This is a genomic window from Parashewanella hymeniacidonis (assembly GCF_016900895.1).
In the GTDB taxonomy this organism is placed as follows: domain Bacteria; phylum Pseudomonadota; class Gammaproteobacteria; order Enterobacterales; family Shewanellaceae; genus Parashewanella; species Parashewanella hymeniacidonis.
This window is the reverse complement of the sequence record NZ_JAFEUN010000001.1, coordinates 80001-105731: the sequence shown is the minus strand read 5'-3', so window position 1 is coordinate 105731 and position 25731 is coordinate 80001. Positions and strand designations below refer to the sequence as shown.

25 protein-coding genes are annotated in these 25731 nt (G+C 39.2%); 14 read left to right on the top strand and 11 right to left on the bottom strand.

Features of this window, described 5'->3' with window-relative positions; all coding sequences use genetic code 11:
• Nucleotides 1-1669 precede the first annotated feature (1669 nt).
• The 5 genes from JQC92_RS00525 (at nt 1670) to JQC92_RS00505 (ending at nt 8471) form a co-directional block, all read left to right on the top strand.
• The gene (locus JQC92_RS00525) at nt 1670-2452 is read left to right on the top strand and encodes a S1/P1 nuclease (protein WP_204997798.1); all 783 of its coding nucleotides are present in this window, start codon (nt 1670-1672) and stop codon (nt 2450-2452) included.
• Between the two features lie 155 nt (nt 2453-2607).
• Nucleotides 2608-4905 carry a TonB-dependent receptor domain-containing protein gene (locus tag JQC92_RS00520; protein ID WP_204997797.1) on the top strand — a complete coding sequence of 766 codons (2298 nt, stop codon included), beginning with the start codon at nt 2608-2610 and terminating at the stop codon, nt 4903-4905.
• 113 nt (nt 4906-5018) lie between these two features.
• Nucleotides 5019-6161: an alkaline phosphatase family protein gene (locus JQC92_RS00515; protein ID WP_204997796.1), complete on the top strand. Its 1143-nt coding sequence runs from the start codon at nt 5019-5021 to the stop codon at nt 6159-6161.
• 72 nt (nt 6162-6233) lie between these two features.
• The gene (locus JQC92_RS00510; RefSeq protein WP_204997795.1) at nt 6234-7349 is read left to right on the top strand and encodes a hypothetical protein; all 1116 of its coding nucleotides are present in this window, start codon (nt 6234-6236) and stop codon (nt 7347-7349) included.
• Between the two features lie 66 nt (nt 7350-7415).
• Nucleotides 7416-8471 (top strand): alkaline phosphatase D family protein, encoded by a 1056-nt coding sequence (locus JQC92_RS00505; protein ID WP_204997794.1) that lies wholly within the window; start codon nt 7416-7418, stop codon nt 8469-8471.
• A 73-nt stretch (nt 8472-8544) separates the two neighbouring features.
• Here the strand turns inward: JQC92_RS00505 and JQC92_RS00500 are convergent, their stop codons facing one another.
• The 3 genes from JQC92_RS00500 to JQC92_RS00490 all read right to left on the bottom strand — a co-directional run bounded on the left by JQC92_RS00500 (nt 8545) and on the right by JQC92_RS00490 (nt 11517).
• The gene (locus JQC92_RS00500) at nt 8545-9420 is read right to left on the bottom strand and encodes a hypothetical protein (protein ID WP_204997793.1); all 876 of its coding nucleotides are present in this window, start codon (nt 9418-9420) and stop codon (nt 8545-8547) included.
• Nucleotides 9421-9598: 178 nt separating this feature from the next.
• On the bottom strand, nt 9599-10444 hold the full coding sequence (locus JQC92_RS00495) for a sterol desaturase family protein (RefSeq protein WP_204997792.1): 846 nt from the start codon (nt 10442-10444) through the stop codon (nt 9599-9601).
• 38 nt (nt 10445-10482) lie between these two features.
• Nucleotides 10483-11517, bottom strand: coding sequence for a DUF2804 domain-containing protein (locus JQC92_RS00490; protein ID WP_204997791.1), 1035 nt, complete (start codon nt 11515-11517; stop codon nt 10483-10485).
• A gap of 131 nt (nt 11518-11648) precedes the next feature.
• Here JQC92_RS00490 and JQC92_RS00485 point away from each other — a divergent pair, with 131 nt between their 5' ends.
• Together JQC92_RS00485 and rimI are read left to right on the top strand one after the other, a co-directional pair.
• Nucleotides 11649-12005 carry a DNA polymerase III subunit psi gene (locus JQC92_RS00485; RefSeq protein ID WP_204997790.1) on the top strand — a complete coding sequence of 119 codons (357 nt, stop codon included), beginning with the start codon at nt 11649-11651 and terminating at the stop codon, nt 12003-12005.
• Entirely contained in the window at nt 12002-12460 is a 459-nt protein-coding gene (gene rimI, locus JQC92_RS00480; protein WP_204997789.1) for a ribosomal protein S18-alanine N-acetyltransferase, read from the top strand. The genes JQC92_RS00485 and rimI overlap by 4 nt, the downstream gene beginning before the upstream one ends.
• A gap of 78 nt (nt 12461-12538) precedes the next feature.
• Here rimI and lipA read toward each other — a convergent pair whose 3' ends face one another.
• Genes lipA through ybeD form a run of 3 tightly spaced genes read right to left on the bottom strand, consistent with a single transcriptional unit; the run spans nt 12539 to nt 14447 of the window.
• Nucleotides 12539-13504: a lipoyl synthase gene (gene lipA, locus JQC92_RS00475; protein WP_204997788.1), complete on the bottom strand. Its 966-nt coding sequence runs from the start codon at nt 13502-13504 to the stop codon at nt 12539-12541.
• Nucleotides 13497-14156 carry a lipoyl(octanoyl) transferase LipB gene (gene lipB, locus JQC92_RS00470; protein WP_204997787.1) on the bottom strand — a complete coding sequence of 220 codons (660 nt, stop codon included), beginning with the start codon at nt 14154-14156 and terminating at the stop codon, nt 13497-13499. Before lipB ends, lipA begins: the two co-directional genes overlap by 8 nt.
• A 24-nt stretch (nt 14157-14180) precedes the next feature.
• Complete coding sequence (ybeD, locus tag JQC92_RS00465) at nt 14181-14447, bottom strand: DUF493 family protein YbeD (protein ID WP_129948181.1); 267 nt, start codon at nt 14445-14447, stop codon at nt 14181-14183.
• A gap of 158 nt (nt 14448-14605) precedes the next feature.
• Between ybeD and JQC92_RS00460 the strand changes: the two genes are divergently transcribed.
• Genes JQC92_RS00460 through JQC92_RS00450 form a run of 3 tightly spaced genes read left to right on the top strand, consistent with a single transcriptional unit; the run spans nt 14606 to nt 17781 of the window.
• Nucleotides 14606-15760: a hypothetical protein gene (locus JQC92_RS00460; RefSeq protein ID WP_204997786.1), complete on the top strand. Its 1155-nt coding sequence runs from the start codon at nt 14606-14608 to the stop codon at nt 15758-15760.
• A gap of 57 nt (nt 15761-15817) precedes the next feature.
• Nucleotides 15818-16585 (top strand): class II aldolase/adducin family protein, encoded by a 768-nt coding sequence (locus tag JQC92_RS00455; RefSeq protein WP_204997785.1) that lies wholly within the window; start codon nt 15818-15820, stop codon nt 16583-16585.
• 20 nt (nt 16586-16605) lie between these two features.
• Nucleotides 16606-17781: a mandelate racemase/muconate lactonizing enzyme family protein gene (locus JQC92_RS00450; protein WP_204997784.1), complete on the top strand. Its 1176-nt coding sequence runs from the start codon at nt 16606-16608 to the stop codon at nt 17779-17781.
• On the opposite strand, the gene JQC92_RS00445 is transcribed toward JQC92_RS00450, so the two are convergent.
• On the bottom strand, nt 17774-18622 hold the full coding sequence (locus tag JQC92_RS00445) for an amidohydrolase family protein (protein WP_204997783.1): 849 nt from the start codon (nt 18620-18622) through the stop codon (nt 17774-17776). The two genes, JQC92_RS00450 and JQC92_RS00445, sit on opposite strands and share 8 nt — an antisense overlap.
• Nucleotides 18623-18710: 88 nt before the next feature.
• Here JQC92_RS00445 and JQC92_RS00440 point away from each other — a divergent pair, with 88 nt between their 5' ends.
• Nucleotides 18711-19310 (top strand): DUF924 family protein, encoded by a 600-nt coding sequence (locus JQC92_RS00440; RefSeq protein ID WP_204997782.1) that lies wholly within the window; start codon nt 18711-18713, stop codon nt 19308-19310.
• A gap of 35 nt (nt 19311-19345) precedes the next feature.
• Here the strand turns inward: JQC92_RS00440 and JQC92_RS00435 are convergent, their stop codons facing one another.
• The 3 genes from JQC92_RS00435 to lpxL form a co-directional block, all read right to left on the bottom strand.
• The gene (locus JQC92_RS00435; RefSeq protein ID WP_476739464.1) at nt 19346-19903 is read right to left on the bottom strand and encodes an Lpg1974 family pore-forming outer membrane protein; all 558 of its coding nucleotides are present in this window, start codon (nt 19901-19903) and stop codon (nt 19346-19348) included.
• 418 nt (nt 19904-20321) lie between these two features.
• On the bottom strand, nt 20322-20888 hold the full coding sequence (locus JQC92_RS00430) for an outer membrane beta-barrel protein (protein WP_204997780.1): 567 nt from the start codon (nt 20886-20888) through the stop codon (nt 20322-20324).
• Between the two features lie 56 nt (nt 20889-20944).
• Complete coding sequence (gene lpxL, locus JQC92_RS00425; RefSeq protein WP_204997779.1) at nt 20945-21871, bottom strand: LpxL/LpxP family Kdo(2)-lipid IV(A) lauroyl/palmitoleoyl acyltransferase; 927 nt, start codon at nt 21869-21871, stop codon at nt 20945-20947.
• A gap of 102 nt (nt 21872-21973) precedes the next feature.
• Between lpxL and hldE the strand changes: the two genes are divergently transcribed.
• The 3 genes from hldE to JQC92_RS00410 all read left to right on the top strand — a co-directional run bounded on the left by hldE (nt 21974) and on the right by JQC92_RS00410 (nt 24837).
• Nucleotides 21974-23404 carry a bifunctional D-glycero-beta-D-manno-heptose-7-phosphate kinase/D-glycero-beta-D-manno-heptose 1-phosphate adenylyltransferase HldE gene (gene hldE / locus JQC92_RS00420; protein WP_204997778.1) on the top strand — a complete coding sequence of 477 codons (1431 nt, stop codon included), beginning with the start codon at nt 21974-21976 and terminating at the stop codon, nt 23402-23404.
• Complete coding sequence (locus JQC92_RS00415) at nt 23401-24234, top strand: hypothetical protein (protein ID WP_204997777.1); 834 nt, start codon at nt 23401-23403, stop codon at nt 24232-24234. The genes hldE and JQC92_RS00415 overlap by 4 nt, the downstream gene beginning before the upstream one ends.
• 135 nt (nt 24235-24369) lie before the next feature.
• Complete coding sequence (locus JQC92_RS00410; RefSeq protein ID WP_204997776.1) at nt 24370-24837, top strand: TetR family transcriptional regulator; 468 nt, start codon at nt 24370-24372, stop codon at nt 24835-24837.
• A 30-nt stretch (nt 24838-24867) separates the two neighbouring features.
• On the opposite strand, the gene JQC92_RS00405 is transcribed toward JQC92_RS00410, so the two are convergent.
• Nucleotides 24868-25536, bottom strand: a complete 669-nt coding sequence (locus JQC92_RS00405) for a class I SAM-dependent methyltransferase (protein WP_204997775.1) — start codon at nt 25534-25536, stop codon at nt 24868-24870.
• Between the last annotated feature and the right edge of the window lie 195 nt (nt 25537-25731).

Here is a 25731-nt window from a genome sequence, read left to right as displayed (position 1 = left end):
ATGATTCTTCTAAATCAATTGCGGTTTGCCTTAAAACTACCAAGTTGAGAGTGTCAACAGCGTTACACCAAGTGCACAAGTTTCTTTTAGTATTCAGCAATTTCATGATCTTAATACTGGTATTTGGCGAACTTTTTAAACTAAAACAAAAAATCGTTATTTACTGGTAAGGAACGAATCATATTGCTTAACAGGTAACTGGCTCACCCTTTTATACCCATGATACCTGAAGATGCTCGATTTCAGCGAGAATGCACAACTTGTTAATCAAGGCGACAGTGTGCGACAATAGTGAGCTATTGTTAGCACTGGCAACGAAGAGTAGCAAGCTGTGCAACTCGCACTGCGTGGACTTCTCAGCGCCAATTCTTCTTTGTTACATTAGCTCGAAAGAATCCCGATATTCCTTCGCTAATGCGCCTCAAAGAATTGGCGCTGAAAAAGTCCTGAAACATGCATCTTCAAGTATCATGGGTATATCCTTCGAATTTAGGTCATTCGGCTTCCAAACTATTGCCCTTCTCGGGAAGTCAGTACAACACGTAGCAGTACTCAGATATTCGAGTTGACTATTAGTGTTAAGCTTAGGTTGGGATAAAGCTCTAAATTGATATTTTTTAATTGGCTCTATCTTAGGCAAGGCTTGGCCCCCCATAAGTTAGTAATCATAACCCTCGCTTTCTCAGAACAATCGCAATATTCAAATTGAGTGGGTATTGAAGATAACTGCACAACCACCTCAAACTAATAGAATGAGTCTAGGGTCTGTTGATCTTTCGTGATTATTTTTGCAGCGATAAATTGGTTACTTTATGCAAGGCAGAGCTTGTGAGGTTTGGTTATTATCGACAGACAAAACTGTCGTTACTTCGTTTCCAAATAAGCAAACGATAACGCAGCACCTTTTATTTTGAAAGAGCGACCAATTTACGCTGTCTCCGATGCTTTTAAGCGTTCACAGTTCCGTGTTGTGAACAGCTCACTTAGATGACTAAGCCTCACTGCTCACGCCTTGAACTGATAAACGCTCAAATAGTAAAAAATTTATCAATGGCTGATTCAGTAAGCTTTAAACTAGTGGTTATCATCTCTGTGCTGCCTCTGCGCTACCATGAGCCGAAATCATAAGGCTCTAATAAGGTTAAATAAATTTAGCAACAGAGGTCTCAACGAGGCAATAACCGCATGAAATGTATAATGAAACTATTAACAGCTAATTACAATAAGTAACAATTATTAACTCTATGTGAAAGGTCTCATAATCGTCAGGTCCACAGTTCAAGTCTGTGAGGGGCCACCATCAAATTCCTACATAAGAGCCTGCAATAGCAGGCTTTTTTGTTTTAATCCCTCTCAGAAACCCAACACCCTCTATTTTTATCCCCCCTTACTGAGTCAGTGCTTTTATTTATAATGTGAGAAGATTAACGTTAAATTAAGATTTATTTACCATTCTGTTATGAACTCTAAATATCCTTTATTATCAACTTTCATTTTCCAGTACTTAATACCTTAATCTTACGAGCGCACAACATGCAGGTACTGTGAGTGTATTTTACTTCCACATACAAATTAGCCCCTCGATTGGCTTATGTCGTCTTATATGTAAAGCGATTTAAATTTTAAAGACTATATTTATTCATAAATCATATTTTTAGGCAGGTTCTTGATGAAGAAAGTTCTCATCTTATTATTTACTGTACTCTTTTCCTCTCAGTCATTCGCATTTGGTCACACAGGCCACAGAATCGTGGCTCAAATCGCACAGCAATTACTTACACAAGAAGCCAAACAAGCTATTTTGAAAATAACTGAAGGCTATCCACTTGCTAAGCTTGCGACTTTCCCCGACGATGTTCGCCCTTCTCCAGCTTGGAAGCACACTCTAATTTGGCATTATATAAATGCTAAATATGCTTCAAATATTTACCAACAAAAAGCCAGTGGCGAACCAGCCAACGTCATTCAAGCCCTCCCCTATTTTGAAAAAAAACTGCTCCATAGAAAAGAGTTAACCGCAGAGCAGCGCTGGCAAGCACTCGCTTTTTATGTTCACCTTGTAGGGGATATACACCAGCCTCTTCATGCTGGTTACGCTTCTGATCATGGTGGAAATAGCATAAAAGTAGATTTTTTGGGTCACCCAAGTGATCTCCATGCTGTATGGGACTCTGGAATGATTAATGCTCAAAATTTGTCCTACGAAGAATACGCGACGTTTTTAAAGCCTACGAACCAAGAAATTACACAATGGAGTATATCTTCATACGTTGATTGGGCTAAAGAATCTGTGGCATGTAGAAATATTGTTTATGGAAATTTACCCCCGAAAAAAAATGGCGTGTATGACTTGTCATATACCTACATGTACCAAGCAATGCCTACATTGAACCGAAGACTACAACAAGCTGGAGTTCGATTAGCAGAAAAGCTAAATAAGATTTTTGGTTAAAACTTTTGGCTCTTAATATGTTTTTGTAAAAGAGCCTCGTTTTAATTCGTTCATTTTTTCTTCACTCAAGCATCATTTTAACTAAACATATTTGCAACATACCTCCCCTAAACTTGCCGCCGTTGATAATAATTAATTACCTGGTGGGGAGAACCATGCCTTCAACATTCGCAAAATCTGTTTTGGCTAGTGCTGTTTATTTCGCTTTTTCACCTCTTGCTTTTGCTGATGATGCTGCAAAGCAAGATGATGATTCTCAAATTGAAAAAATCACGGTTGCAGGCAAGCGTATTGCTGTAGCAAATAATAACGCAAGCCAAGTGATGATTGAACAAAAAGCGCCTATTTCAAGTGTGCTCGATACTATCAACAACTTACCCGGTATCAGCATTAATCAAGGTGACGCTTTTGGTGGAGACGATTGGTCAACAACAATTACCATGCGCGGTTTTACCATTGACAGTAATCAACAGCAAATTGGTATGACTATCGACGGGTTACCAAATGGTAACTCGAACTACGGTGGTGGTGCTAAAGCAAACCGCTATATTGGAATTCAAAATTTAGCGACAGTTGATGTAACCCAAGGTACTTCAGATCTTTCTTCAGCGTCGCTGGAAGCTCTGGGTGGTACGTTCAACTTCATCTCCAAAGATCCGTCAATGGAGCGTGAAACCACGATTGAATACACCACTGGTAGCCACGATGCTAAGCAGTATTTTGCCCGTCATGAGACAGGCGAAATCTTCGAGAACACCTACGCTTATCTCAGCTATGCAGATACAGAAACTAAACGTTGGATTGGCAGCGGTTCAAACGGTGGCTTCAACAATCAGCATGCTGAGCTTAAGTTTGTATCAGATATTAATGACGACTTTACCTTAACTGGCCGCATATCTTATAACGATGTGCATGAAGATAACTACAACAGTGTTAGTGTTGAGCAGTTTAATCAAACGCCTGATTGGGATCAGCTAACTTGGAATTGGACAGGTGTGCCTCATCTTGATCAAATGTTTGCTGAAGGTTGGTCAACGCTGCGTGAAAACACTTTTGCTTACTTGAAATTTGATTACCAAGCTACAGACAGTTTTTCGATTCAAGTAACACCTTATCATCATAGAAACAAAGGCCGCGGCGATTGGATCCCACCTTATCTCGTTAACGCTGTTGACGAAAACGGAATCCAAACTGATCGATATGGCAGCATTGAGTCAACTTATGGCTTCACCGATGGTTCGGGTAATCCTTTATCGCCTTCTGCGGGTTGCACAGCTAACTACGAGTGGCCTTGGAATTCAGGGCCAGGACTTCACCCAGCATGTTATCCAAGAGATGCCGTTCCGGTAATGTCGTTCCGCCACACTCATTACAAGAAAAGCCGTAACGGTTTGACGGCAAGTGCTGAGCTAGAGCTTGATAATCATGCATTAAAGGCTGGTATTTGGTATGAAGATAATAAACGTGATGAATCACGTGACTGGCACAAAGTGATTGATGCTCGTGTTTATCACCACTTTGATCAGACACCTTACTGGACTCAGTACGCCCTCACATTTGATACCACGACCTTTAAGTGGTTCATTCAAGACACAATGACGTTTGGTGATTTCACCATTAACTTAGGGGTACAACAGTACCTTGTAGATTTAGAAAAGTTTGACCACTCAACACGTCAAACAACTGCAAAAGTTAATAGTGATTCAGACGTATTATTCAGTGGTGGTATCTTATTCCAAGCTACGGATGAATTGGAGTTATTTGGTAGTTACAGCCAAAACTTTGCTGCAATTAAAGATACCGCTCTTGAAAGAGATGCTTCTGCACTTACTGATATTGAACCTGAAACTGCAGATAATATTGAACTGGGTTTACGTTACCGTGCCGATAGCTTCAACTTACAAGCAACGCTTTATCATATTGAATTTGATAACCGCATTACCTTCTTAGCACCAAATGCAGATACCGATGGCATCAACTACACCATTGGCACAAATGGCAGTTATTTGAATGTGGGTGGTATTGAGTCTCAAGGCCTTGAAGTGAGTGCGAACTGGGATGCGACTGAAGACTTAAACTTCTATGCCTCATACACCAATAATGATTCAGAGTATGTTGGGAATGCACCTGGCTTCACAAAAGGTGAGCGAGTAATCGACTCAATCGAAGAAATGTGGGTTATTACAGGCACTTATCATATGGATGATTTAACGATTTCATCATCGACTAAATATACCGGTGATAAAGGGGCTGCCGATGACTACACCCTTACAGATATACGTGTAGCTTATGCCATGGACTTCGAAAGTAACTCGATTGATGCTGTAAACCTATCGTTTGTGGTCAATAACTTATTTGACGAGCAATATTTAGCAGCAGGTACAGGCAATGGTGAAACCTTCTTTATTGGAGCCGGAAAGACTGCTGCATTAACTTTAGATCTAAGGTTCTAAACATTATATTGCGGCGCAATAAAAGCGCAATACTATTTCCCTAGACTTTGGGGCAAGGATGTTTTCTTGCCCCTTTTTTTATTTCATTGAGTCAAATTTAAAGGAATTAAGAGATGAAACGCTACCTGAGCCTAATTATGTGCTTTGTCAGCTTTACTTCGGTTGCTCAAAATAATTTAGTGCTAGTAACGATTGACGGCCTCCGATGGCAAGATGTATTTAGAGGCCCTCAAATAGAAATCGCTAATGATAAAACTTATACCAAAACAAAAACTGGGCTAATGAAACGCTTGCTTACCCAACCACCAAAGCAGGCACGTAAAACCTTAATGCCTTTTTTATGGACCGATATCGCAGAGCAAGGTGTGATTATTGGTAACCGAGACATTGGCTCTAATATGTCTGTGGCTAACCAATGGAACTTTTCGTACCCTGGTTACAGTGAAATATTTACTGGCGTCACCAACCCTAAGCTTAATTCAAATAAAAAAATAAATAATCCAGAAGTGAGCTTTCTAGAATGGCTACAAAACGAGAAAGGTTACAAACACGTTGCGGTTTTTGGCAGCTGGGATGTGTTCCCTTATATTTTTAATGTTGAGCGCAGCAAGCTTCATGTTAATGCCGGTTTTAATAATGCATTCGGGTATCTGCTAACAAACAAGGCTAAATATTTAAACCAAATACAGGCGCAAACACCGAGTCCTTGGACCACTGTTCGTTTAGATACCTTTACCCACAACTTTGCGCTTGAGTATCTGAAAACAAACAAACCCAAAGTAATAACAATTTCCTATGGTGAAACTGACGATTTCGCACACGATGGTCGATACGATCATTATATTGAAGCCGCTCATCGTACCGACCAGTTTATTGCAAAGCTATGGGCTCAACTTCAGTCCATGCCTGAATATAAAAATAAAACGAATTTATTAATTGTGACGGATCATGGGCGTGGTTCAAACCTCAATGATTGGCAACATCACGCATCGAAAAAGTCACTTTCAGGTTATATGAAAGGCCTACAGAAAGATTTCCCTGATGGCATTGTTGGCTCTGAGCATATTTGGATGGCTGCGATAGGGCCTGATATTCAAAATCTAGGACAAATGAAAACCACGCATGAACTTAAGCAATCCCAAATTGCAGCAACGGCATTAAGTTTATTGGGTGAGTCTTCGGTCAACTTTAATAAAACTGCTGCTAAGCCAATTTTGAGCATATCCAAGTACCAAAGTAGTAAGAGTAAACAATAATTAACTTTTCAGCATGGCATAATGGGGTTATAAGTTTTAACTTATAACCCCATTATGCTCGTTCAGATACATATGGCGACTGCAACAACTGCTTCATCCGATTTTACAGTACCGTACACCGGATACATAACCTTAAGTACTGAAAGTACTGAAAATTCCTATAGTTGCTGTGGTAAAGAGCTATCATTAAAAGTAGTATCTGATCTTTTAATCAGAACACACCTCCAAACGATTTTTGCTTCACCTATTTTTGGCCATAAATTTACTAGTGACGCCCTGAGAGACTTTCATACTGTAAACCACCGTAAAAAAGATTACTTAAACTGTAAACACAGACATGATTTTTTAGCTACAGCACACAAACTCGCTATAGCACCAAATAAAGAAACTGCTGAACGACAAAAAAAACAATTAAATAAACTCTCTCTAAATGACTGTGCATTAAGCAAAGCAAGAGTAGTTCGAATTAATAAACTAGCTGATGAAAAAGGTGGGACGGTTTCACTTGAAAACCAAGCTTTTCTAAGGCAATTAAGCTTTGAGGAGTGCCTTCAATTAGAGAGCCCTAATAGTTCATTTGATGCTCTACAAGTTACTTATTTCATTAGTGCAGATAACTCTTGCTTAGGAAGTTCTGTAGAGTTGCCTTTTATTACATTCTTTAACGATATTCCTTTTCTACCTTCTTTAATAAAAAATCAACTCGATATCGCTAACAGCTCAAATTTATTAAAAGAGCAGCGCCATAATTCTGAGCCCAAAGTGCCTTCTAGTATACCTCCACCGTATAACCCACAGTATATGACTGAGGCTCAACCTGAAGAATCAATCGACAGCAATTCGGATGATACATTTACTGTAGAGCCAACAGCACCACCTCTCGTATACCGGCCGTCACCAGAGCACAATAGTAGTAGTACAACGCCTTGCCCTAACCCGACTCCAAATGACCCAATATCTAGAGAACTTCCGCCAGCATATAGTCCAGGAAATTACTTTGATGTACATCCAGAACACGCAAAAAGCTCCCCTTACATGACAGAGCATAAAGAGAGTGGAAAACACACAGTTAAAAATGTTGACCATACACTTTCAAATTCACCTATAGATTCTGACGAATGGTTACTCGTAGAAGTTGAGCCTTCTGGTGAGGGTTATTATCTCAACACAAGTCCAGCAAACCAATAAAGTGTCATAAAAGGTTTATAATCCAATAGTAAGCTTCAATCCGAATTAAATAACGCACGGCTTACAATGAAATTAACCATAAATATAATATTCTTTTTTTTCTTGTTTCTAAGCACTCTTTCTTCTGCGAATACGATTAAATTACAAAAAATCTACTTTGGCTCTTGTGCTAAACAATACAAGCCTATGCCTATTTTTGATGCTATCAATCGAGATAAACCCGATGTGTTTATCATGCTAGGCGATAATGTTTACGGTGACACAGAAGACATGAAAGCGCTTGAAGCGAAATATCAGCGGCTTGGACAAAATCAAGGCTTTAAAACGCTAAAGCAACAATCAGAGATCATCGCTATTTGGGACGACCATGATTTTGGTGAAAATGATGCAGGTAAAGAGTACCCACAAAAAGAATCGTCTCGTAAGATCATGCTCGACTTTTTTGAAGAGCCTAAGGACTCAGCTCGTTATACGCAAAAAGACGGTATATACACGTCCTACTTTTACGGTGATGAAGCGCAAAAAGTACATGTAATCTTGCCTGATTTACGCTGGAACCGAGACAAGCTTCACTCCGTCAGTAAACTTGAGTATGCGACCAAACGCATCCCAAACAATATGGGGCCTTATACCGTTTCGCCTGATAAGTCAGCCAGCATGTTGGGGGATACTCAGTGGCAATGGCTTGAAAAAGAATTATTAAAGCCATCAAAAATTAAAATCATCGGTTCTAGCTTACAGTTACTCCCTGAGTTTACGGGTTGGGAGTCATGGGCTAACTTCCCTAACGATAGAAATCGCCTGATTTCCTTTATAAAACAACATAAAATTAATGGTGTGTTGCTTATCAGTGGTGATACTCATTGGGGTGAAATTTCTAAACTAGAAAAGGTCGATGCTTATCCATTATGGGAAGTCACCAGCTCTGGCTTAAGTGAAAAATGGAAAGACGTAAGCCCAAATAAACATCGCATGGGTGATTTTACCAATAATGTGAATTACGGTTTCATCGAAATCGATTGGAATAAACCGGATCCCATCATTGAATTTGGACTAAAAAATAAGTTAGGTAACTTGGTCACCAAACACCAACTTTCCTTATCAGAGTTAAGTTTTAATTAGTTTTATCAGTCCCTTTGATTGGCTGGAAGTGTAAAAGTAAACCGCAGCTTCTAGCCAATCCCCCAATGCTCACTCAACTTAAGTACCCCGAGGAAGTTCGTGTTGTTACATCTTGGATGTTTAACTCATCAAATCCTACGACAGCGGAACTTAACTCATCTCTTGCAGAAGGAATCGTTTCTTTAGATCTCAGATTTCGTGCCGGTATTGGTGGTGGCCTTTTCATAACAACTTCACTGTCTGACACATTTCTCCTTCTAGTTTGAGTATTCACGCTAGATTCATGGAAAAATGTCGAAACAGGTAAACTTGCTGACATTGTAGTATCCAAGGCACTTGATATTACATAATCATATTCTCCAGAATCAACGAGGTGAGTTTCAACAGTTTTTTTGTGCATAAGTAGTGGTGATTGACGAAGTGGAAGGCGTCCGCTTCTTCTTACTGTATCCGGAGTTGAATTCATACTACTAACCCCCGAATCGGATTCTGAACCGTCACGATGATAACTTTCTAACACCTTAGTCAATTCAGCTCTGCTGTTATAGCAGTCATTTGGTTTAAGCTGCCAATCTCCATCTATATAATCATATTCATCATCTAATGAGGCTGGAACTGTACTTTGATAAACTATGTTCGCTTTGGGTTTAGTATTATCCTTAATGGTGAGAATTAATTCTCTGGGATTTTTCTTTGACTCACTTTTTATCAAATTTGCCTTATATCTAAGCGGTAGTAACTTCTCCAGATAGCTAAAAAATTCAAATTGTTGTTTTGGTTCTAATGCTTGAGCTAAATCGTGAATTGCAACATAAATATCCTCCTTTAACCTACTGGGCAGATTAGATTTAATCCCTTGATAAAAACCCTCTAATTGAACCCAATAACTCATATTGCTTCTACCGTGCACCGCACTTTGAACCGTACTTGCTGTATTTGCTACTGCCATATTTTGAACTCTATAAGTAATACGATAGATCCATAAAATGCAAAATACGCAGCAGAAACAACATAAAAAAATGCTTATGGTGATCCACGTCACGTTTCCGTGATTACCATTAATTAATGAAAAAATCTTTAAATTCTAATAAATTTTAGAAAAAACAATCTTCTATTTCCCGATTAATTTATTTTGGAGGTTTCATTAAAACTTTCAAACGTTGAATCATAGACAGATTCTTTTGACTTGCATCTACAATCATATCTCTCCACTCTACAAAGCTTACTGTTATTGGGTTAAAACTATTTACCGGCTTAGTAATTCCGTAACGTACCGTTTCTTGCTCTGGCTCAAAAGTACCAAACATTTTGTCCCAGATAATAAACACGCCAGCATAATTTTTATCAATGTATTGTGGGTTCACGCCATGATGAACTCGATGATGAGAAGGCGTATTCATAATCCATTCTAACCAGCCTAATTTCCCAACCATTTGTGTATGAACAAAAAATTGATAACCCAGACTTAATAAAACGGTAAAAACGACCCACTTAGGATCAAAACCAATAATAACAAGCGGTAGCCAAAACACCCACATACCAGCGACTGGGTACATTAAACTTTGGCGAAATGCGGTAGTGAAATTCATATTTTCAGAGCTATGATGCACGACATGAGCCGCCCACATCCATCGAATTCGATGACTTGCTCGATGAAACCAGTAATAGCAAAAATCTTGAGCCACCAGCAATAATATGAAAGTCCAAGCCGTCATCTCGATATCAAAGAGTCGAAACCCAAAAACATTCAAGTACAATTGTGCAATAAGCAAACCAGCCAGCAAATCAGTAACTTGGTGCAATCCAGCCAAGCTAAAGTTACACAGCACTTCTGGTAATTTATATTGTGCATTTTCTGGTAATTTATTTTTTCGAATGCCTAAAAAGTATTCCAACAAAATACATAAGAAGAAAATGGGGGCTAATACCACTAACAGCCATTCTGGATGGTTAATCAAATTTTCAACACTCATTACAACAACCCTTTATTATTTTTATTGTTAAAAACGATCTACCACTTCGCATAGTGGTCTTCAGTGAGCCCGAGTACGTTAGATAATCGATAAGTTATACCCGCATTATCGTGAATCTCACCGTTAAAATCACCAATAAATTGCCTAAAATTGCTTTTCAAAAACATGAGATTTAGCTTCTCACTACGCACATTTCGAGGCGTAAAATGAAGATCAACTTGTCCGTTTTCTGACAAGATACGCCATCCATCTTTAGCGCCATTATGGCGACTAAAGGTAAACTGTGTTGCGCCAAGTAAATGCCGTTCACCGTTTATCCAGAACACATTTTCCGAATTACCTGTCTCGTTGACACCGGCAGCTAAATTTAGCCCAATGACGCCTTGTTCAATTTCGGCGTTCAACGAAGCCCAACGCCAACTCGTTTCACGACGCATAAAACCAGCAGAAAAATCATAACTCGCCAAAGCATGATTGAGTGGCTGCTGTTCTTCATTAATCGTTAACTGACCGACTGGTTTTATTCCATTATGTTTCTGGGTATAAGTCCATCCACTGTATGATGTTGGACTGCACATAGACATAGGTAAACTGAGCGCAAGAGGTTCCAACCGTAAATTCGCACTGAGCTTTTTAGAATGAATTTTTAAATGCCACTTTCCATCAATGATCTCAAAGCGAATCCCATTTGACTTGCTGCCGATCTCAGTAGCGCCATTCATAGGAGAACGGCCAACCGAATACCTTAACCCTAATGGGCGTAGCCAAGTCGTTTCGATCAGCTTATTTTTGTGGATATCATAAACATAACAAAAGCTACTTCCGACGTAACGAATGTCCGCAATAGCCACACCAATAATATAATGAGGCGTTATAATTGAAACGAACTGAAACTGCTTATAATGAAAATACCTTTTCAAAGCGCTCATGGGTTTATCCATCACATTAAAATAATTAAAGTCACGGATATTTAAATCTGAAACAATGCCATCAAACTGACCAAATACTGGTTCACCGTGGCAATCTATCAATTTTTCTGGTGCGATTTGGGTGTGCTTTTTAAAATCAAACATCACATTCTTCTCTGGTACGACCTCACATTTACTGTAACGGTAACGAGAGTTAAGTTAAAGAGAAACTTTACAATTAGTTAACAAGGTATTCTGATATACTCATTCACATAAATTACTTGCAAGATTTACTCATGGAAAAAAACGCTTATCTCGATGCAATGGAGATCTCTAGATGGCAATTGGCTACGTCAGCAAGCCAACAACCTGAATTTTTGATCTTGCATGATGATGACGATACACCTCCTTCTGCAGAGTTTATAGAGCAAATATTATCTTTAATGGATCTTTCTGAGATTGAGTACCACTTAACAGAGAAGCCACTTAAAGGCGCTAAAATTGTTTGGGATATGAGAAGCCGTAAAACTCGTCCACACATTGCTTGGATTGAATCACAACCGATGAAGCAGCTACTCAATGGTAGCAGCGGCAAAAGACAATTATGGCAGCAAATTTGTGACCATTTGAAAGAAAAAAATACCCCCTCATGAAGACAGAAAAGAATGCTCTTCGCTTTGTTGAACTTAGCAAAGATGACAGCCAACTTATTTCAACCATTGAAAAATTAGCTCACTCTCATCCAATGTCTGAAGCAAATATCCAAAGCTGTTTTGGACATCTATATCATAATCTTGGTCTCAAATTGAATGAACAGCTCGTTGCTTTTGCCATCGTTCATCAAGTTGTTGATGAAGCTACGTTGATGGATATTTGTGTTTCTCCATATGCTCAAGGGCAAGGCCTCGGAAAAATTCTAATGGCTGAGCTCATTCAAACGGCAAAAAAAAGAGAGGCTTCTTTTTTACAATTAGAGGTTAGAGCCTCCAATCAAAGTGCGATTCAGCTGTACATAAAGTCAGGGTTTACAGAGACGGGAAAGAGAAAAGAATATTACCCTTCAAAGAGAGGCCGTGAAGATGCTATTTTGATGGAGCTAAAGTTATAAACAACTCAAAGTATGTTTTTTCAATTATTAAAAAAGCCGCAGTTGCGGCTTTTTTCTTAAAATAAAGAGGCTAAGTGCTTACTTAACTTCTTTACCCATGGCTTGTAAGTCAGCATGGTAGCTCGAACGAACCATTGGACCACACGCAGCGTGAGTAAAACCAATGTCGTCAGCAAACTCTTTAAGTTCATCAAATTCAACTGGCGGTACGTAACGCACTACAGGCAAGTGGAACTTAGATGGCTGTAGGTATTGGCCTAATGTTAGCATTTCAACATTGTGCTCACGAAGATCACGCAACACTTGCATAATCTCTTCATTGCTTTCACCTAGCCCCATCATCAAACCGGACTTAGTTGGTACATCAGGATGACGCTCTTTAAACTGCTTAAGCAAGTTTAATGACCATTGATAGTTCGCACCAGGACGCGCTTTACGGTAATGCGCAGGCGCTGTTTCTAAATTGTGGTTAAATACATCCGGCGGGTTTTGAGAAATAATATCAAGCGCTGTATCAATCCGCCCTCTGAAATCAGGTACTAAGATTTCAATCTTAATATCAGGATTAAGAATACGAATTTCACGAATGCAATCAGAAAAATGTTGTGCGCCACCATCACGTAAATCATCACGGTCTACCGATGTGATCACGACGTATTTAAGCTTCATGTCTTTAATCGTTTTAGCAAGCTTGACTGGTTCTTCTGCATCAGGCTTTAACGGACGACCATGAGCAACATCGCAAAACGGACAACGACGAGTACAAATCGCACCTAAAATCATAAAGGTTGCTGTACCGTGGTTAAAACATTCAGATAAATTCGGGCACGATGCTTCTTCACATACCGAATGCAAACCGTTTTTGCGGAGTGCTTGTTTAATTTCAGTAATCCGCTGGTTTGATGCAGGCAACTTAACACGCAACCAATCAGGCTTACGTAACATTGTTTCACGTTCAGAAGGAACGATTTTCACCGGGATACGAGATACTTTGTCAGCATCACGTAACTTCACACCGGGCTGTAGTCTTTCAGGTCTACTCATTGACTTCTGCTAATCCTTGATGATGAACCTGTTGTTTATAATCTAATAAACGTCCCAAGTTCTGAATAAGTTTATCGCCTGCTTCCTGCACCGATTGCGGGCCACCAAGATCACAACATTGCACCATTTGTAATCCTGCGTAACCACATGGGTTAATTCTATGAAATGGCTCCATATCCATATTTACGTTTAACGCTAAACCATGGAAAGAACAACCTTTTCTAATTCTTAAGCCTAACGAGGCTACTTTTGCTTCATTAACATACACACCAGGTGCATCAGCTTTAGGATACGCTTCAACATCATACTCTTTAAGCATATCAACAATACTTTGCTCAATGGTGTTAACGAGCTGACGAACACCTATCTTAAGCCTTTTAATATCAAGAAGTGGGTAGACCACTAATTGACCTGGACCGTGATACGTCACTTGCCCGCCTCTATCGACTTGAATGACAGGTATATCACCGGGCATTAAAATATGTTCTGCTTTACCTGCTTGACCTTGGGTAAACACAGGTGGGTGTTCTACAGCCCATATTTCGTCAGCACTTTCAGAATCACGGTTATCCGTATATTCCTGCATGGCATGCCAAACTGTTTCGTAATTTTGTCGACCGAGTTGCCTAATGTGCAGTTTTCCGTATTGCAAAAGCTTTTCTCCTAAATCACGAGCTTAGAGAACTCGTTTTACACCTTCAATTTTAGCAAGCTCTACATAAAGCGTTTCTACTTGAGCTTTACTTGTTGCTTTAATTCGAATGGTTACAGAATGATATGTACCTTTACTTGATGCTTTAGTAGAAGGGGAGTAATCACCAGGAGCATGCTGCTGAACTACAGCAACAACACGATCTTCTAAAGTGTCGCTCGCATCCCCAACAACTTTAAATGGGAAAGAGCAGGGAAACTCCATTAACTCGTCAAACTTGGTATCTAACATCGAATATACCTAAAATAAAATCATAATTGATTGCATATATTGAGGCGATTATACCTAAATCAAGGGGAGATTTCTGCTCTTTCACATTAGGAGTATTTATCTGTTGAGTTAAGTTGGAAATTAATTATTTTTAATAAAACTAAGTAAAGACAATTTAGATGATACAGTACAGCGTTTTTTTTGTAGAGAATTCCGTTTTGTTGACCATGCTTAGTACAAAAGTAGCAGCAGTGACACCCCAATTTAATGGAGGAGAAAAGCTCACTTCAAGCCGTTTTAAAGAAATACTTACAGATAAAAAAGATTGTTTTGAACTTCATTCTTCTCGCTTTCCTTCAGTCAAAAGAACCATGAAAAAGGAAGCATTGGTAGCTTTAAAAACTGAATTAAGTAATTACCCGATAGCAAGTTGCTCTGATGAGGCTCTAAATCTCATTCATCGCTATTACAAAACACTTAAATCAATGCCTGACGAAACGAAACATACGTTTGAAATAAAATTAATCACAAAGCCAAATAATGAAATAGAAGTGAAAATCTTACTTATGGGGAAGCACGTTGTTTCAAGAAGCACAAGCAACATTATTAAAGCCTATGAATCCCAAAAAAAATATTTACTTAAATTGAGTGATGTCCATTATACTCCAACCACCCATGCAGAATTAATTGCTGCAGCAGAAGAATTAGTAACAGTGTCACTCCCCTTAAAAAACGAGCTAATACGGTTAATGCTCATAGAATCGTTTGACTCAAAACCAAAAAAGGTAGCAGCGCTGCTCAGTGAATTAATTAGTTTTCGTGATAATAGTCAACTAGACTCTGGCTTTGATTCGCCTGAATACTTTGGAGACTGGAGATCCAGATCATTCAAATATTGTCGTTTGGAGTGTGACCAACAGCTAGTAATACATGCCAGTTTCTTAGATGATGATTTTTATATTAATTTGGGCTTCGGTGTTAAAACCGTACTACCTAAATCTATTGAAGAACTATCCCAATCTTTAAGCACTAAAGAGGCACTGCAAGATGAGTTGGATGATTTGTTAAGGGGAGATGAATTCGCATACTCAACATTCGAAGAATTTGTTGAACAAATTATTTATAGTAAAAGATCGCCTTTGCTCATATGCGCACTACAAGAATTACTTGCTGAGGCAAACTTGTTGACAATCGAAGACCCTCAAACCAGAGCTCAAATCGATAAGATATTTGAAGGCCATACTATATGTGGACAACCGATTTTAGATGTTTTGCAATACCACCTAGTTCCTTATACCTCTGCTCTAATACCAAGCGACATGGCGACTAATTGACCAAGGCTCCTTGCTCTATTACACTCGATTGGTCGTTATAACTTATGAGTAGTGACCATGTATCATATTGAAAAAATTGATCTAAAAAATAAGGTTCCAACTGAAGAATGGCAATTACGAGTCGATCTCGCAGCTTGTTATCGATTGGCTCAACATTTCGGTTGGGATGATACTATTTATACTCACATCTCAGCTCGTTTACCTGATAAAGACGAGTACTTAGTTAATGCCTATGGTCTTGCCTTTGATGAAATCACTGCTTCCAACTTAGTGAAAGTAAATCTTAGAGGTGAAATTTTGGACGATACACCTTTCAAAATTAATCCTGCGGGTTTCACTATTCACAGCGCGATTCATGAAGTACGACATGACGCCCAGTGCGTCATCCACCTTCACACCAATGAAACTATTGTTGTAGCAACCATTGAAGACGGATTTTTGCCTATATCTCAACATTCTATGTTTTCAGTAAACCAAATGGCCTATCACGCTTACGAAGGTTTAGCCGTAAACGCCGAAGAAAAACAGCGCCTACAAGAAGATCTAGGCAATGCAAATATTTTAATGTTGCCAAATCATGGTGCTCTATCTTTAGGAAGAACTGTTGGTGAAGCCTTTATGCGCTGGGCTGATCTACAGAAAGCTTGTGAAATCCAAGTTATGGCTTTATCTACTGAGCAACCATTAATTCCAATAAGACAAGAAGTGCTTGATACCGTCAAAGTGCAGCAACAGAAAGTACATATGGGGAGCTCTGGTGGACAAATGGTTTGGCCTGCCATGCTACGAAAAGCCTATCGACTCGACCCAAGTTTTGCCGAATAAAATCATAAAAAGGAATACCTATGAAAATCAACCACGTTGAAATCTTTGATATTCACTGCCCAGAAAGGACAGCTTGGAACCCTGTTTTTGTGCGTATTCACACTGACGAGGGAGTTACTGGTGTTGGTGAAGCTGGCCTTGCTTACGATTTAGGCCACAGTGCTGCGGCGAATATGATTAAAGAGTTTTCAGAAGCCTTTTTAATCGGTTTTGACCCATTTCAAACTGAAAATCTTTGGTCACGAATGTTGCGAGAAAGCTTTTGGGGATTAGGTGGCGGCCCAGTAGTTTATGCGGCAATGAGCGCAATAGACACAGCGCTTTGGGATATAAAAGGTAAAGCACTCGGTCTGCCTGTTTATCAACTTTTAGGCGGAAAAGTTAACCAAAAGCTCCGTACTTACGCTTCACAGCTTCAGTTTGATTGGGATAAAGAATTTAAAGCGTTAAAAGCACCAGATGAATACGCTGAAGCTGCTCTAAAAGCCCTTGCAGATGGTTATGACGCAGTGAAAGTAGATCCCATTATGTATGACAAAGATGGAAACACTTATTTTGATCGCACCAAGATAATTTCAAAAGCGGAAATGAAACTGTACCATTCTCGAATGGCTGCCATTCGTCATGCTGTTGGTGATGAGGTCGATATTATTTTTGAATGCCACAGTTTGCCAGGCGCAACAACAGCAATTCAGTTAGGTGAAATCGCTGAAGAATACGGATGCATGTACTACGAAGAGCCCGTGAATTATCTTAATCCTTCTCTTCATTCCAAAGTCGCTGATAAAGTCAATGTACCTATCGCAGGTGGAGAGCGCTTATATAATCGCTGGCAAGTTCGACCGTATCTTGAAGAGCAAAGTGTCGACGTACTTCAACCTGACATTGGGCTTTGCGGTGGCTTTACCGAAACGAAAAAAGTGTGTGATTATGCCGACATTTTTGATGTACGCATTCAAGCCCATGTTTGTGGTGGTCCCGTTTCTACGGCTGCCTCACTTCATTTGGAAACCGCTATTCCAAACTTCTTAATCCATGAGCATCATACGTACGCAATAAAGCAGTGGAACCGAGAATTGTGCATTCAAGACCCACAACCTAAAAACGGTTTCTTTGAGGTATCAGAAGCCCCAGGTATAGGAATAGAACTCAATGATGAGGTTGTGATGAAGTCACCCAGAATTGTCGTTAGATAAAATAAACCCTTTTTGCATTTTCGTAACTCAGCTTACGCCAAACTTCAGGCTTAAGCTGCATTTCGGAATACTCTTGCCATATTTGCTGATAAGTTTTTTGAGTCAAACAAAGCGGAACGTTACTGGCAAACATCACTCTACTCTCTGAAAAACTCTCCAGCAAAGTATCAAGTACCTCCTGTTTAAACTCACTGGTTACACATTGGCTGAGCATTTCAAAACCACAAAATTTTATATAAATATTCTGACATTGAGACAGCTTTTTAATACTGTAACTCCAACTCTCATAATTACTTGGTGACACAAAACCACAGTGGTTAATTACTATTTTCAGCTTTGGCCGTTGCCGAGCCAATGAATAAAAAAGCGTTACGGCGTTATGATCATCAAGATTAAATTGTGCTTCAAATATCAGTTGGCAGCTCTCTAACAGCGATAAATTAGTCACAACAGAATCGACTTTTAGCCTTCGAAAATCCTCACCTTCAGAAATATCTCTAATTCCAATGAACTGTTGAAATAACATAAACAGCGACAACTTTTGTTCAAAAATTGTAGGAGGTGTATCCAGTGCTAAGTATGAAATTAATGAAGCTTTTTTTGAGATGCTAGATACAAAAGACAACTCTCTTTCTGGATGTGTATTATCAAAGCCAGCCTCAACATGAGTAAAGCCATCAAGTTCAAATGGTGGAAACAGCTTTAAATCTTCAACAGAGAAATTTTTCTTTATTTGATTAACATTTTTAAGCCAGCATTCATTCGCATTTCGTAACCAATGGTAATGACCTTTAGTTAAATCGATAAAGTGAACATGTGGATCAAAAATAAGTTGTGGCATAAACACTCGCAAAATTGCTTTCTAGCCAACAACTCAATAGCTATACTGGGGTTGTTTACTATATAAGCAGATTAAATGGGTGATGTAAATGAACCATCATGACGTTATAAAATTCTGGTATGGGGAAATCAAAGACGGGTTCTCTTCTCTCGAATATAGTAAGGCTTGGTTTCAAGGTGGAACTGAATTTGATGACAAAATTAGAGATAACTTCGGTGAGCTTCATGAAAAAGCGATGAGCCAGCAACTCGAAGACTGGACGCTACACCCACACCCAACGCTAGCTTTAGTTATTATTCTTGACCAATTCTCTCGTAATATTTACCGCAAAACAGCAAAAGCCTTTGCTGGAGATATGCTTGCTCGCCAATATTCAAAGCACGCTATCAGCAATAATTGGGATTTACAGCTTCAATTTGTTGAACGCATTTTTTTATATATGCCACTGCATCATTCGGAATACTTTGCCGATCAAAAGCTCTGTTTAGAACTCTTCAACAAAATTTACAGTGAGGTAGATGAGCAGCACAAAAGTGTTATAGAAAACTACCTCAATTACATCAGAGAACAATTAGGTATCATAGAGCAGTTCGGGCGGTTTCCTCACAGAAACACCGTATTAAAAAGAAAAAACACTGAAGAAGAAAGAGCATATTTGGAACAAGGTGCGCCAAGTTATGGACAATGAGCCATCATCACAATGGCTCTTTAATAGCAATTACATTAAAAGTGAAAACCTAAGCTTAAATTTAAACTGGTAACGTTCAGCACGTCCATATCTTGATGATCTAAACTGGCTCCGAGGGCAAACCCAGAATCAAATTGATAGCGCCAACCCAAGCCAGCATATAAGCCCCTACCATCATCAGATACACTGATAGTATTAATAGGCTGCTCTTCACCGCCGATAACTGGAACAGGCACATAACCCTTCAAAGTAGATTTGACATCATACCTTTGCACGCCGAGTTTAAAGTCAAATTTATTGTTATCAGAAAATGAATGCGTGTAGACCGCAGCTGCACGAATACTGTTTGCGTAATCAAGCTCTAATGTACCAACAAAGAGAGACGAAATGGCTTTTAATGCACTAAAAGTACCTTCGGGTTCAGAGTGTCTATACCCTACCTCAACGCCCCACTTATTATTGAATTTATATTGATAAGCGAGATCATAACCAATCATTAAATCTCCATCGGCAAGTTTCTCTTCAGCTATAATTTTATCCCCGTTTGCGATGCAAAGGTTTAACCTAGAAAACTCAGTTGGGTACGTTCTCAAGCGCAGAAAAAATTGTCGGTAGCAAGGCAGAACGTGCAGCAAGTAGTTAATCTACTTGCTGCACGTTCTAACGTAGATAACGGCAATTTTAGCCAGCTTGTGAGCGTAGAGCAATTCACCCAATGGGTGATAACAGTTAATCAGATTATTTTCTTACTTTCATAAGCTTAAAAAGTTATTTAGCGTTCAACTGAGTTTTTTAGGTTTAAAGAAGCTAAAAAATTCTGATTCGATTTTTCTGCAAACACTGAAGAGCTAAAAAGTAATGGGAGAAGAAGCGCTAATTTTTTCATATTACATCCTTATATTTTATATAGCGCAGTAAAAGATACTGAAATGTTAAATTTATGTAAAACGAAAGGGCTGATAAAATCATCAGCTCTTCGTAAAGAAGTGGTTTCTTAAAATATATATCGATTTAAAAACTGAATCCTAACGTTAGGTTGCCTGTTCCCATATCTAAAACATCTAAGTCTTGATAGTCATAACTTAGGCCGAGTAAAAAGCCACCATCAAACTGATAGCGCCAACCTACTCGGGCATAATAACTAAAGCCATCTTTATCGAACTTAGATAAGGTTTGTTCAGCAGAGTTTCTTAGGCGATAAGTCACATCATAGCGCTGTACACCCAGAGAAAATAGTAATTGATTCCGTTCAGAGATTGGAGAGGTATATTGTCCAGCTAACCTAACCGTATCAACATCATCTAAAACAATATCATTATCAAATACATCATTAATGATACTGGTAAACACATCAGGGGAAACCGTCTTATAACCCAGCTCGACCCCCCAGTTATTATCGATGTGATATTGATAGGCGACATCGAACCCTAGCATCACATCATCATTTTCAACATGATAATTAGATTTATCGGCACTGGTGCCCATTGTAAATGACCCCGTCAGACTCGCATCGAAGGGCTTTGCAACGGCGGAAAAAGAAAATAAAGCGAAAGTGATAACAAGAAATCGTTTAAACATTGTCTCTGGCCTTTTATTGTTTGAACCAGAGACAATTATAGTCATAATTTTACAGGTTACTTATACAGAGAAGGGTCTGACTTATTCGGTCTAGTTTTAAAGCGTCTATGTAACCACATATATTGTGAGCGATTTCGGTCGATTAACTCTTCGATAATATGGTTGCCTCTGGTTGCATCACTTAACTCATCTTCACCCGGGAAATTATCCAATGGAGGAAGAAACTCTACGTTATAACCATCATCACTTTCATTGCGTTCAACAAATAATGGAATGACTTTGGCTTTACCTAATTTGGCTAGCGTAGTACCTCCAGTGATTGTTGCAGCTTCATTTACCCCATAAAACGGAATAAATACAGCACTCGAACGACCAAAGTCTTGATCCGCTGTATACCAAATCATACGACCATTACGTAAGCAACGTACCATTTTACGTAAATCACGTTTTGGCACTAAACCATCGTTAGAACGTAAGCGGCCTTTGACCTGTAGATACTCCATGACAGGATTATTATGAGGCCGATAGACACCTACTCCAGCTTGAAACTGTCCGATAATGCGAGCGCCCATTTCTAAAGGTAAACAGTGCACAGCAAACAAGATCACCCCCTGACCAGAGTCTAGCGTATCTCGGATGTATTCTTTACCTTTGATATTCATATGCTGTTGAATGCGACGATCAGACCACCACCAAGCATTTACCGTATCAAAAATGGCTTTACCTGTTTCTTCAAAATTTCGGTGCAGTAGTTCCGCTTTTTCTGAATCAGGCATTTCTGGAAAACAAAGCTCTAGATTTCTTCGTGCTGTTTTTTCTCTTTTTTTAATCAATTTCTTAGCAAAAGAACCTAACCCAGCCCCCAGTCGCATTTGAAATTTTAACGGTAATAGCGTTAACAGGCGCATAAGCCCAATTGCTAACCACATTAACCAAAACTTCGGATGCAGTAACTTATAAGAAAATGTTGCGTTTTCTACCACGGATCACTCACAAAAAAATCTGAATATCCCAATATTCTAACGCAAAAAATAACAGAATTAGGTAGAATCCGGTTTAATTAACTATTTTTCAGACGAATTAAGATGAAGGTTTCTCTTCCGGCTTTTGAAAATGCCAAAGTTCTTGTTGTTGGTGATGTCATGCTCGACCGCTATTGGGCTGGTTCTACGGGACGAATATCTCCTGAAGCGCCTGTACCCGTTGTTAAAATTGATCACAATGAAGACAGACCCGGTGGTGCAGCGAACGTTGCTTTAAATATTGCGAGCCTCGGTGGCCAAGTTCAATTAGCCGGAATTGTCGGCATGGATGAACCAGCGACTGCGTTAACGAAAAGCTTAAACGCACAATCGATTGAGCCTAAGTGGTTACAAGTAGAAGATAAACCGACTATCACTAAGTTACGCGTACTTTCAAGAAACCAACAATTGATTCGCTTGGATTTCGAAGATGGTTTTGAAATTCAAGAGAGCGAAGCCCTCTTAGAACAAACGAGCCAGCTTCTTGATAATACAGATGTAGTTATTTTGTCTGACTATGCCAAAGGTGCTATTCAGCAACCTCAGGCGTTTATTAAACTTGCGAGAAGCAAAGGCGTAAAAGTTCTTATCGACCCTAAAGGTAGTGACTTTTCCAAATATCGTGGTGCCAGCTTATTAACGCCTAACCTTTCAGAATTTGAAACGGTAGCGGGTAAAGTTGAATCAGAAGCTGACCTTCAACAAAAAGCTCAACAGTTATTGAAAGATTTTGATATCGATTCAATTTTAATCACTCGTTCAGAAAAAGGGATGACATTAGTTACTCCTGACGAAGCTGAATTCCACATCCCAACTGTTGCACGAGAAGTTTATGATGTAACTGGCGCAGGTGATACCGTTATATCTTCATTGGCAACATGCTTAGCCGCAGGTTCTGATATCAAAACCGCTTGTGCCATCGCCAACACTGCAGCAGGCATTGTTGTAGCTAAGTTGGGTACATCGAGTGTTTCTCGACTTGAGCTCATCGAAGCGTTAGCACTTCATCATGGTGAATCTGGTTTAGGTGTTGTTACAGAAGATCAACTGGTGATCACGCTTAAGCAAGCAAGAGAAAAAGGTGAAACCGTCGTTATGACCAATGGTTGCTTCGATATTCTTCATGCTGGGCATGTGAGCTACCTGAAGCAAGCAAGAGAGCTTGGTGACCGTTTAATTGTCGCCGTTAACGACGATGATTCAGTGAAACGCTTAAAAGGTGAAGACAGACCCATTAATCCTGTTGACCGACGTATGGCGGTCTTAGCAGGCTTAAGCTCTGTAGACTGGGTCGTGCCATTTACAGAGGACACACCCCAACGTGTTATTGCCAAATTGTTGCCTGACTTGCTAGTCAAGGGCGGCGATTATAAAATTGAAGATATTGCTGGCGGTAAAGAAGTGATGGCCGCAGGCGGTGAAGTTCGGGTTCTTTGTTTCGAAGATGGCGTATCTACAACAAAAATCATCGAAAACATTATGGCTAAGCAGTGATTGAAGCACTGCTTCTCGCTTCATTTCATTGGGTTGATATCAACGATAAACGAGCTTTAGTATGCAATATCAACCAAATTCAACACTGTTTAAAAGCACTGCCTCAATCTGCATTAGACCATTTACCTCCAAAATCACATCGATACCGAGAAATGATGGGACTTCGCCATGCAATGGTTATCCCGCTTCAAGCACCTAAAACATCAGGGTTGATTTTAATCAATCCCAGTGAGACGCCAACAGAAGCGTTTGCCATTGTTCGAAATAAACCATTAAAGTTACATTTAAATCAACAACGTCAATTATCTTTATGGCATGAAGAAGGGCACCTTTTTAATAATGACCTTCCTCAAAGGTTTCGTCCCAAAAATCAATTTCAGCATGAATGGCAAGCTGACTTATATTTACTGTGGCGCAGTGTAAAAGAAACGCAGCGTACTGATTTAGCATGGCAACAATTTCATAGAAGAAACATTGATGTTATCAATGATCCTACCAATTTGAATCACTGGAGCAGCCCAATTTTACTTCAAGTTTTGTCACAATACTCTGCACTGCACATTAATAGCTTTAAAAGCTACTCAGAGTTTATCCAAGCAGTGCACCCATACGTAGATGAGCTAGAGGGGGATGACAAACAAGAAACCTATAATTTAATTCGCTTCTTATTTGACGATAATTCAACAAGAGATTTACCCAATTATTTATACTGGCGACGCCCCAAACTTGCCCGATTTCTATATCCTACTTTTGACTATTTACTGGGACAAAATAAGGCAGATGAGCTCATGAAAAAACTCCATTTACCGCCGCAAAACCCAAAAGAATAATAACGTAACAATAACTCATGCTTTCACCCTGACGGTAAACTGAATCTTGCCTGAACAATTTGATTTATTTTAAGAATTTAGCAAATGCCTTTGGTAATATTTTCAGCATAAACACACTTATGGGGTAGTCTTTTTATGGCTAAGCGTTCAAAGTCTCAAACCGAAGTTACAATCAACCAAATCATGGACGAAGCCTTTAAACAAATATTATCCATTGGCTTTGAAGCCATGTCCTATACCACACTCTCAGAGGCTACAGGAATTAGCCGTACAGGCATCAGCCACCACTTTCCTAAGAAAACCGATTTTCTCGTAAAACTTGATGAAAGAATTGGCGAGCTTTTCGTGCAATCAATGAACTTCAGCTCAGTTAGCGCACTTAAAGAATCATGGGCTGCAACTTTGGCGAAACCAAGATATAAAGCTGTGATGAGATTGTTTTTCAGTCTTTGTGGCTACAACGATAATCGCTTGGCTCATTTTCGAGCAGTCGAAAACTTAGAAAGCAATGCTCTCAACTCTCTTGGGGAAGAAGGTAAAAATACCGTTCATCAACTGATTGGTGAAGCTTCAGTTCAATTGTTAAAAGAAGAAGCACAATAAAACTCTAAAAAGAAAACCTTCCAAGGATGGTTATTTCTTCTCTCTTGCAATAAAAATCGCTACACAGTTCTCAACTTCTATTTCAACATCCTTAAAGCTTTGCTTTAAAGCATTTTCAAGCCCTTCAACATCATCTTCTAGGTTATCAAAAACGCCTTTTCGATTATAAAAATCCATTAGTACACGTGCGCTGAATCCTTTTTCATAGCCTTTTCCAAGAATAGTACTTCCAAAAAGTACACCATCTTCATTTAGCCACTGAGCAAGGTTTTTAAATACCTTGGCTTTATCTTTCATGTCTCCGGGTAAGCAATGCAACAGATAATTCAAACTGATCGAGTCAAATTTTTCACAACTGAGTTTTAATGGTTCAAATACGTTGCCTTTGTACACTTCAGGGCTAAACCTTTGATTTCGAGATGCACTTTCACTGAGACTATTATCATTTAGATCAAACAAGGCGAGCCTTCTTTCGCTATCATCCAGGCATTTGTCTGGGTAATAACCTGTTCCAACACCGACGTCTAAATGATTGAGACTGGCATTATCTTCAAATACTTTCCTTAGCTTTTTTGTCGAACAATTCCACACAAATGAATTAGACAGACCCAGAACAAGGATATCGTAAATAGAAAGGAGTCGTTTCGTATAAACTGCTTGTCCAGCCTCAACAGCAGCTTTGTTCGTTGGATCAGCCATAAAATACCACTCGTATCAATCAACTCAGGTATAAATTGAACATTCGCTATACCATCACTGCAATACAATGCACAACATTGAGCAGCTTGAACGGCATAAGATATTGATTCAATTCGAAGATACTAAAATTGTAGCTTAAATAAACTGAATATTAGTTGAAGGTAACGTTTTTGAGATATGTTTATTGAATGTGCT

Coding starts and splice junctions, on each gene's coding strand:
- JQC92_RS00410 (WP_204997776.1), top strand. CDS start 24,370: ATGGCTAAGCGTTCAAAGTCTCAAACCGAAGTTACAATCAACCAAATC.
- JQC92_RS00500 (WP_204997793.1), bottom strand. CDS start 9,420: ATGGCAGTAGCAAATACAGCAAGTACGGTTCAAAGTGCGGTGCACGGT.
- ybeD (WP_129948181.1), bottom strand. CDS start 14,447: ATGTTAGATACCAAGTTTGACGAGTTAATGGAGTTTCCCTGCTCTTTC.
- JQC92_RS00510 (WP_204997795.1), top strand. CDS start 6,234: ATGGCGACTGCAACAACTGCTTCATCCGATTTTACAGTACCGTACACC.
- JQC92_RS00495 (WP_204997792.1), bottom strand. CDS start 10,444: ATGAGTGTTGAAAATTTGATTAACCATCCAGAATGGCTGTTAGTGGTA.
- JQC92_RS00525 (WP_204997798.1), top strand. CDS start 1,670: ATGAAGAAAGTTCTCATCTTATTATTTACTGTACTCTTTTCCTCTCAG.
- JQC92_RS00455 (WP_204997785.1), top strand. CDS start 15,818: ATGTATCATATTGAAAAAATTGATCTAAAAAATAAGGTTCCAACTGAA.
- JQC92_RS00490 (WP_204997791.1), bottom strand. CDS start 11,517: ATGTTTGATTTTAAAAAGCACACCCAAATCGCACCAGAAAAATTGATA.
- JQC92_RS00445 (WP_204997783.1), bottom strand. CDS start 18,622: ATGCCACAACTTATTTTTGATCCACATGTTCACTTTATCGATTTAACT.
- JQC92_RS00520 (WP_204997797.1), top strand. CDS start 2,608: ATGCCTTCAACATTCGCAAAATCTGTTTTGGCTAGTGCTGTTTATTTC.
- JQC92_RS00460 (WP_204997786.1), top strand. CDS start 14,606: ATGATACAGTACAGCGTTTTTTTTGTAGAGAATTCCGTTTTGTTGACC.
- JQC92_RS00405 (WP_204997775.1), bottom strand. CDS start 25,536: ATGGCTGATCCAACGAACAAAGCTGCTGTTGAGGCTGGACAAGCAGTT.
- hldE (WP_204997778.1), top strand. CDS start 21,974: ATGAAGGTTTCTCTTCCGGCTTTTGAAAATGCCAAAGTTCTTGTTGTT.
- JQC92_RS00450 (WP_204997784.1), top strand. CDS start 16,606: ATGAAAATCAACCACGTTGAAATCTTTGATATTCACTGCCCAGAAAGG.
- lipA (WP_204997788.1), bottom strand. CDS start 13,504: ATGAGTAGACCTGAAAGACTACAGCCCGGTGTGAAGTTACGTGATGCT.
- rimI (WP_204997789.1), top strand. CDS start 12,002: ATGAAGACAGAAAAGAATGCTCTTCGCTTTGTTGAACTTAGCAAAGAT.
- JQC92_RS00505 (WP_204997794.1), top strand. CDS start 7,416: ATGAAATTAACCATAAATATAATATTCTTTTTTTTCTTGTTTCTAAGC.
- JQC92_RS00515 (WP_204997796.1), top strand. CDS start 5,019: ATGAAACGCTACCTGAGCCTAATTATGTGCTTTGTCAGCTTTACTTCG.
- JQC92_RS00485 (WP_204997790.1), top strand. CDS start 11,649: ATGGAAAAAAACGCTTATCTCGATGCAATGGAGATCTCTAGATGGCAA.
- JQC92_RS00440 (WP_204997782.1), top strand. CDS start 18,711: ATGAACCATCATGACGTTATAAAATTCTGGTATGGGGAAATCAAAGAC.
- JQC92_RS00430 (WP_204997780.1), bottom strand. CDS start 20,888: ATGTTTAAACGATTTCTTGTTATCACTTTCGCTTTATTTTCTTTTTCC.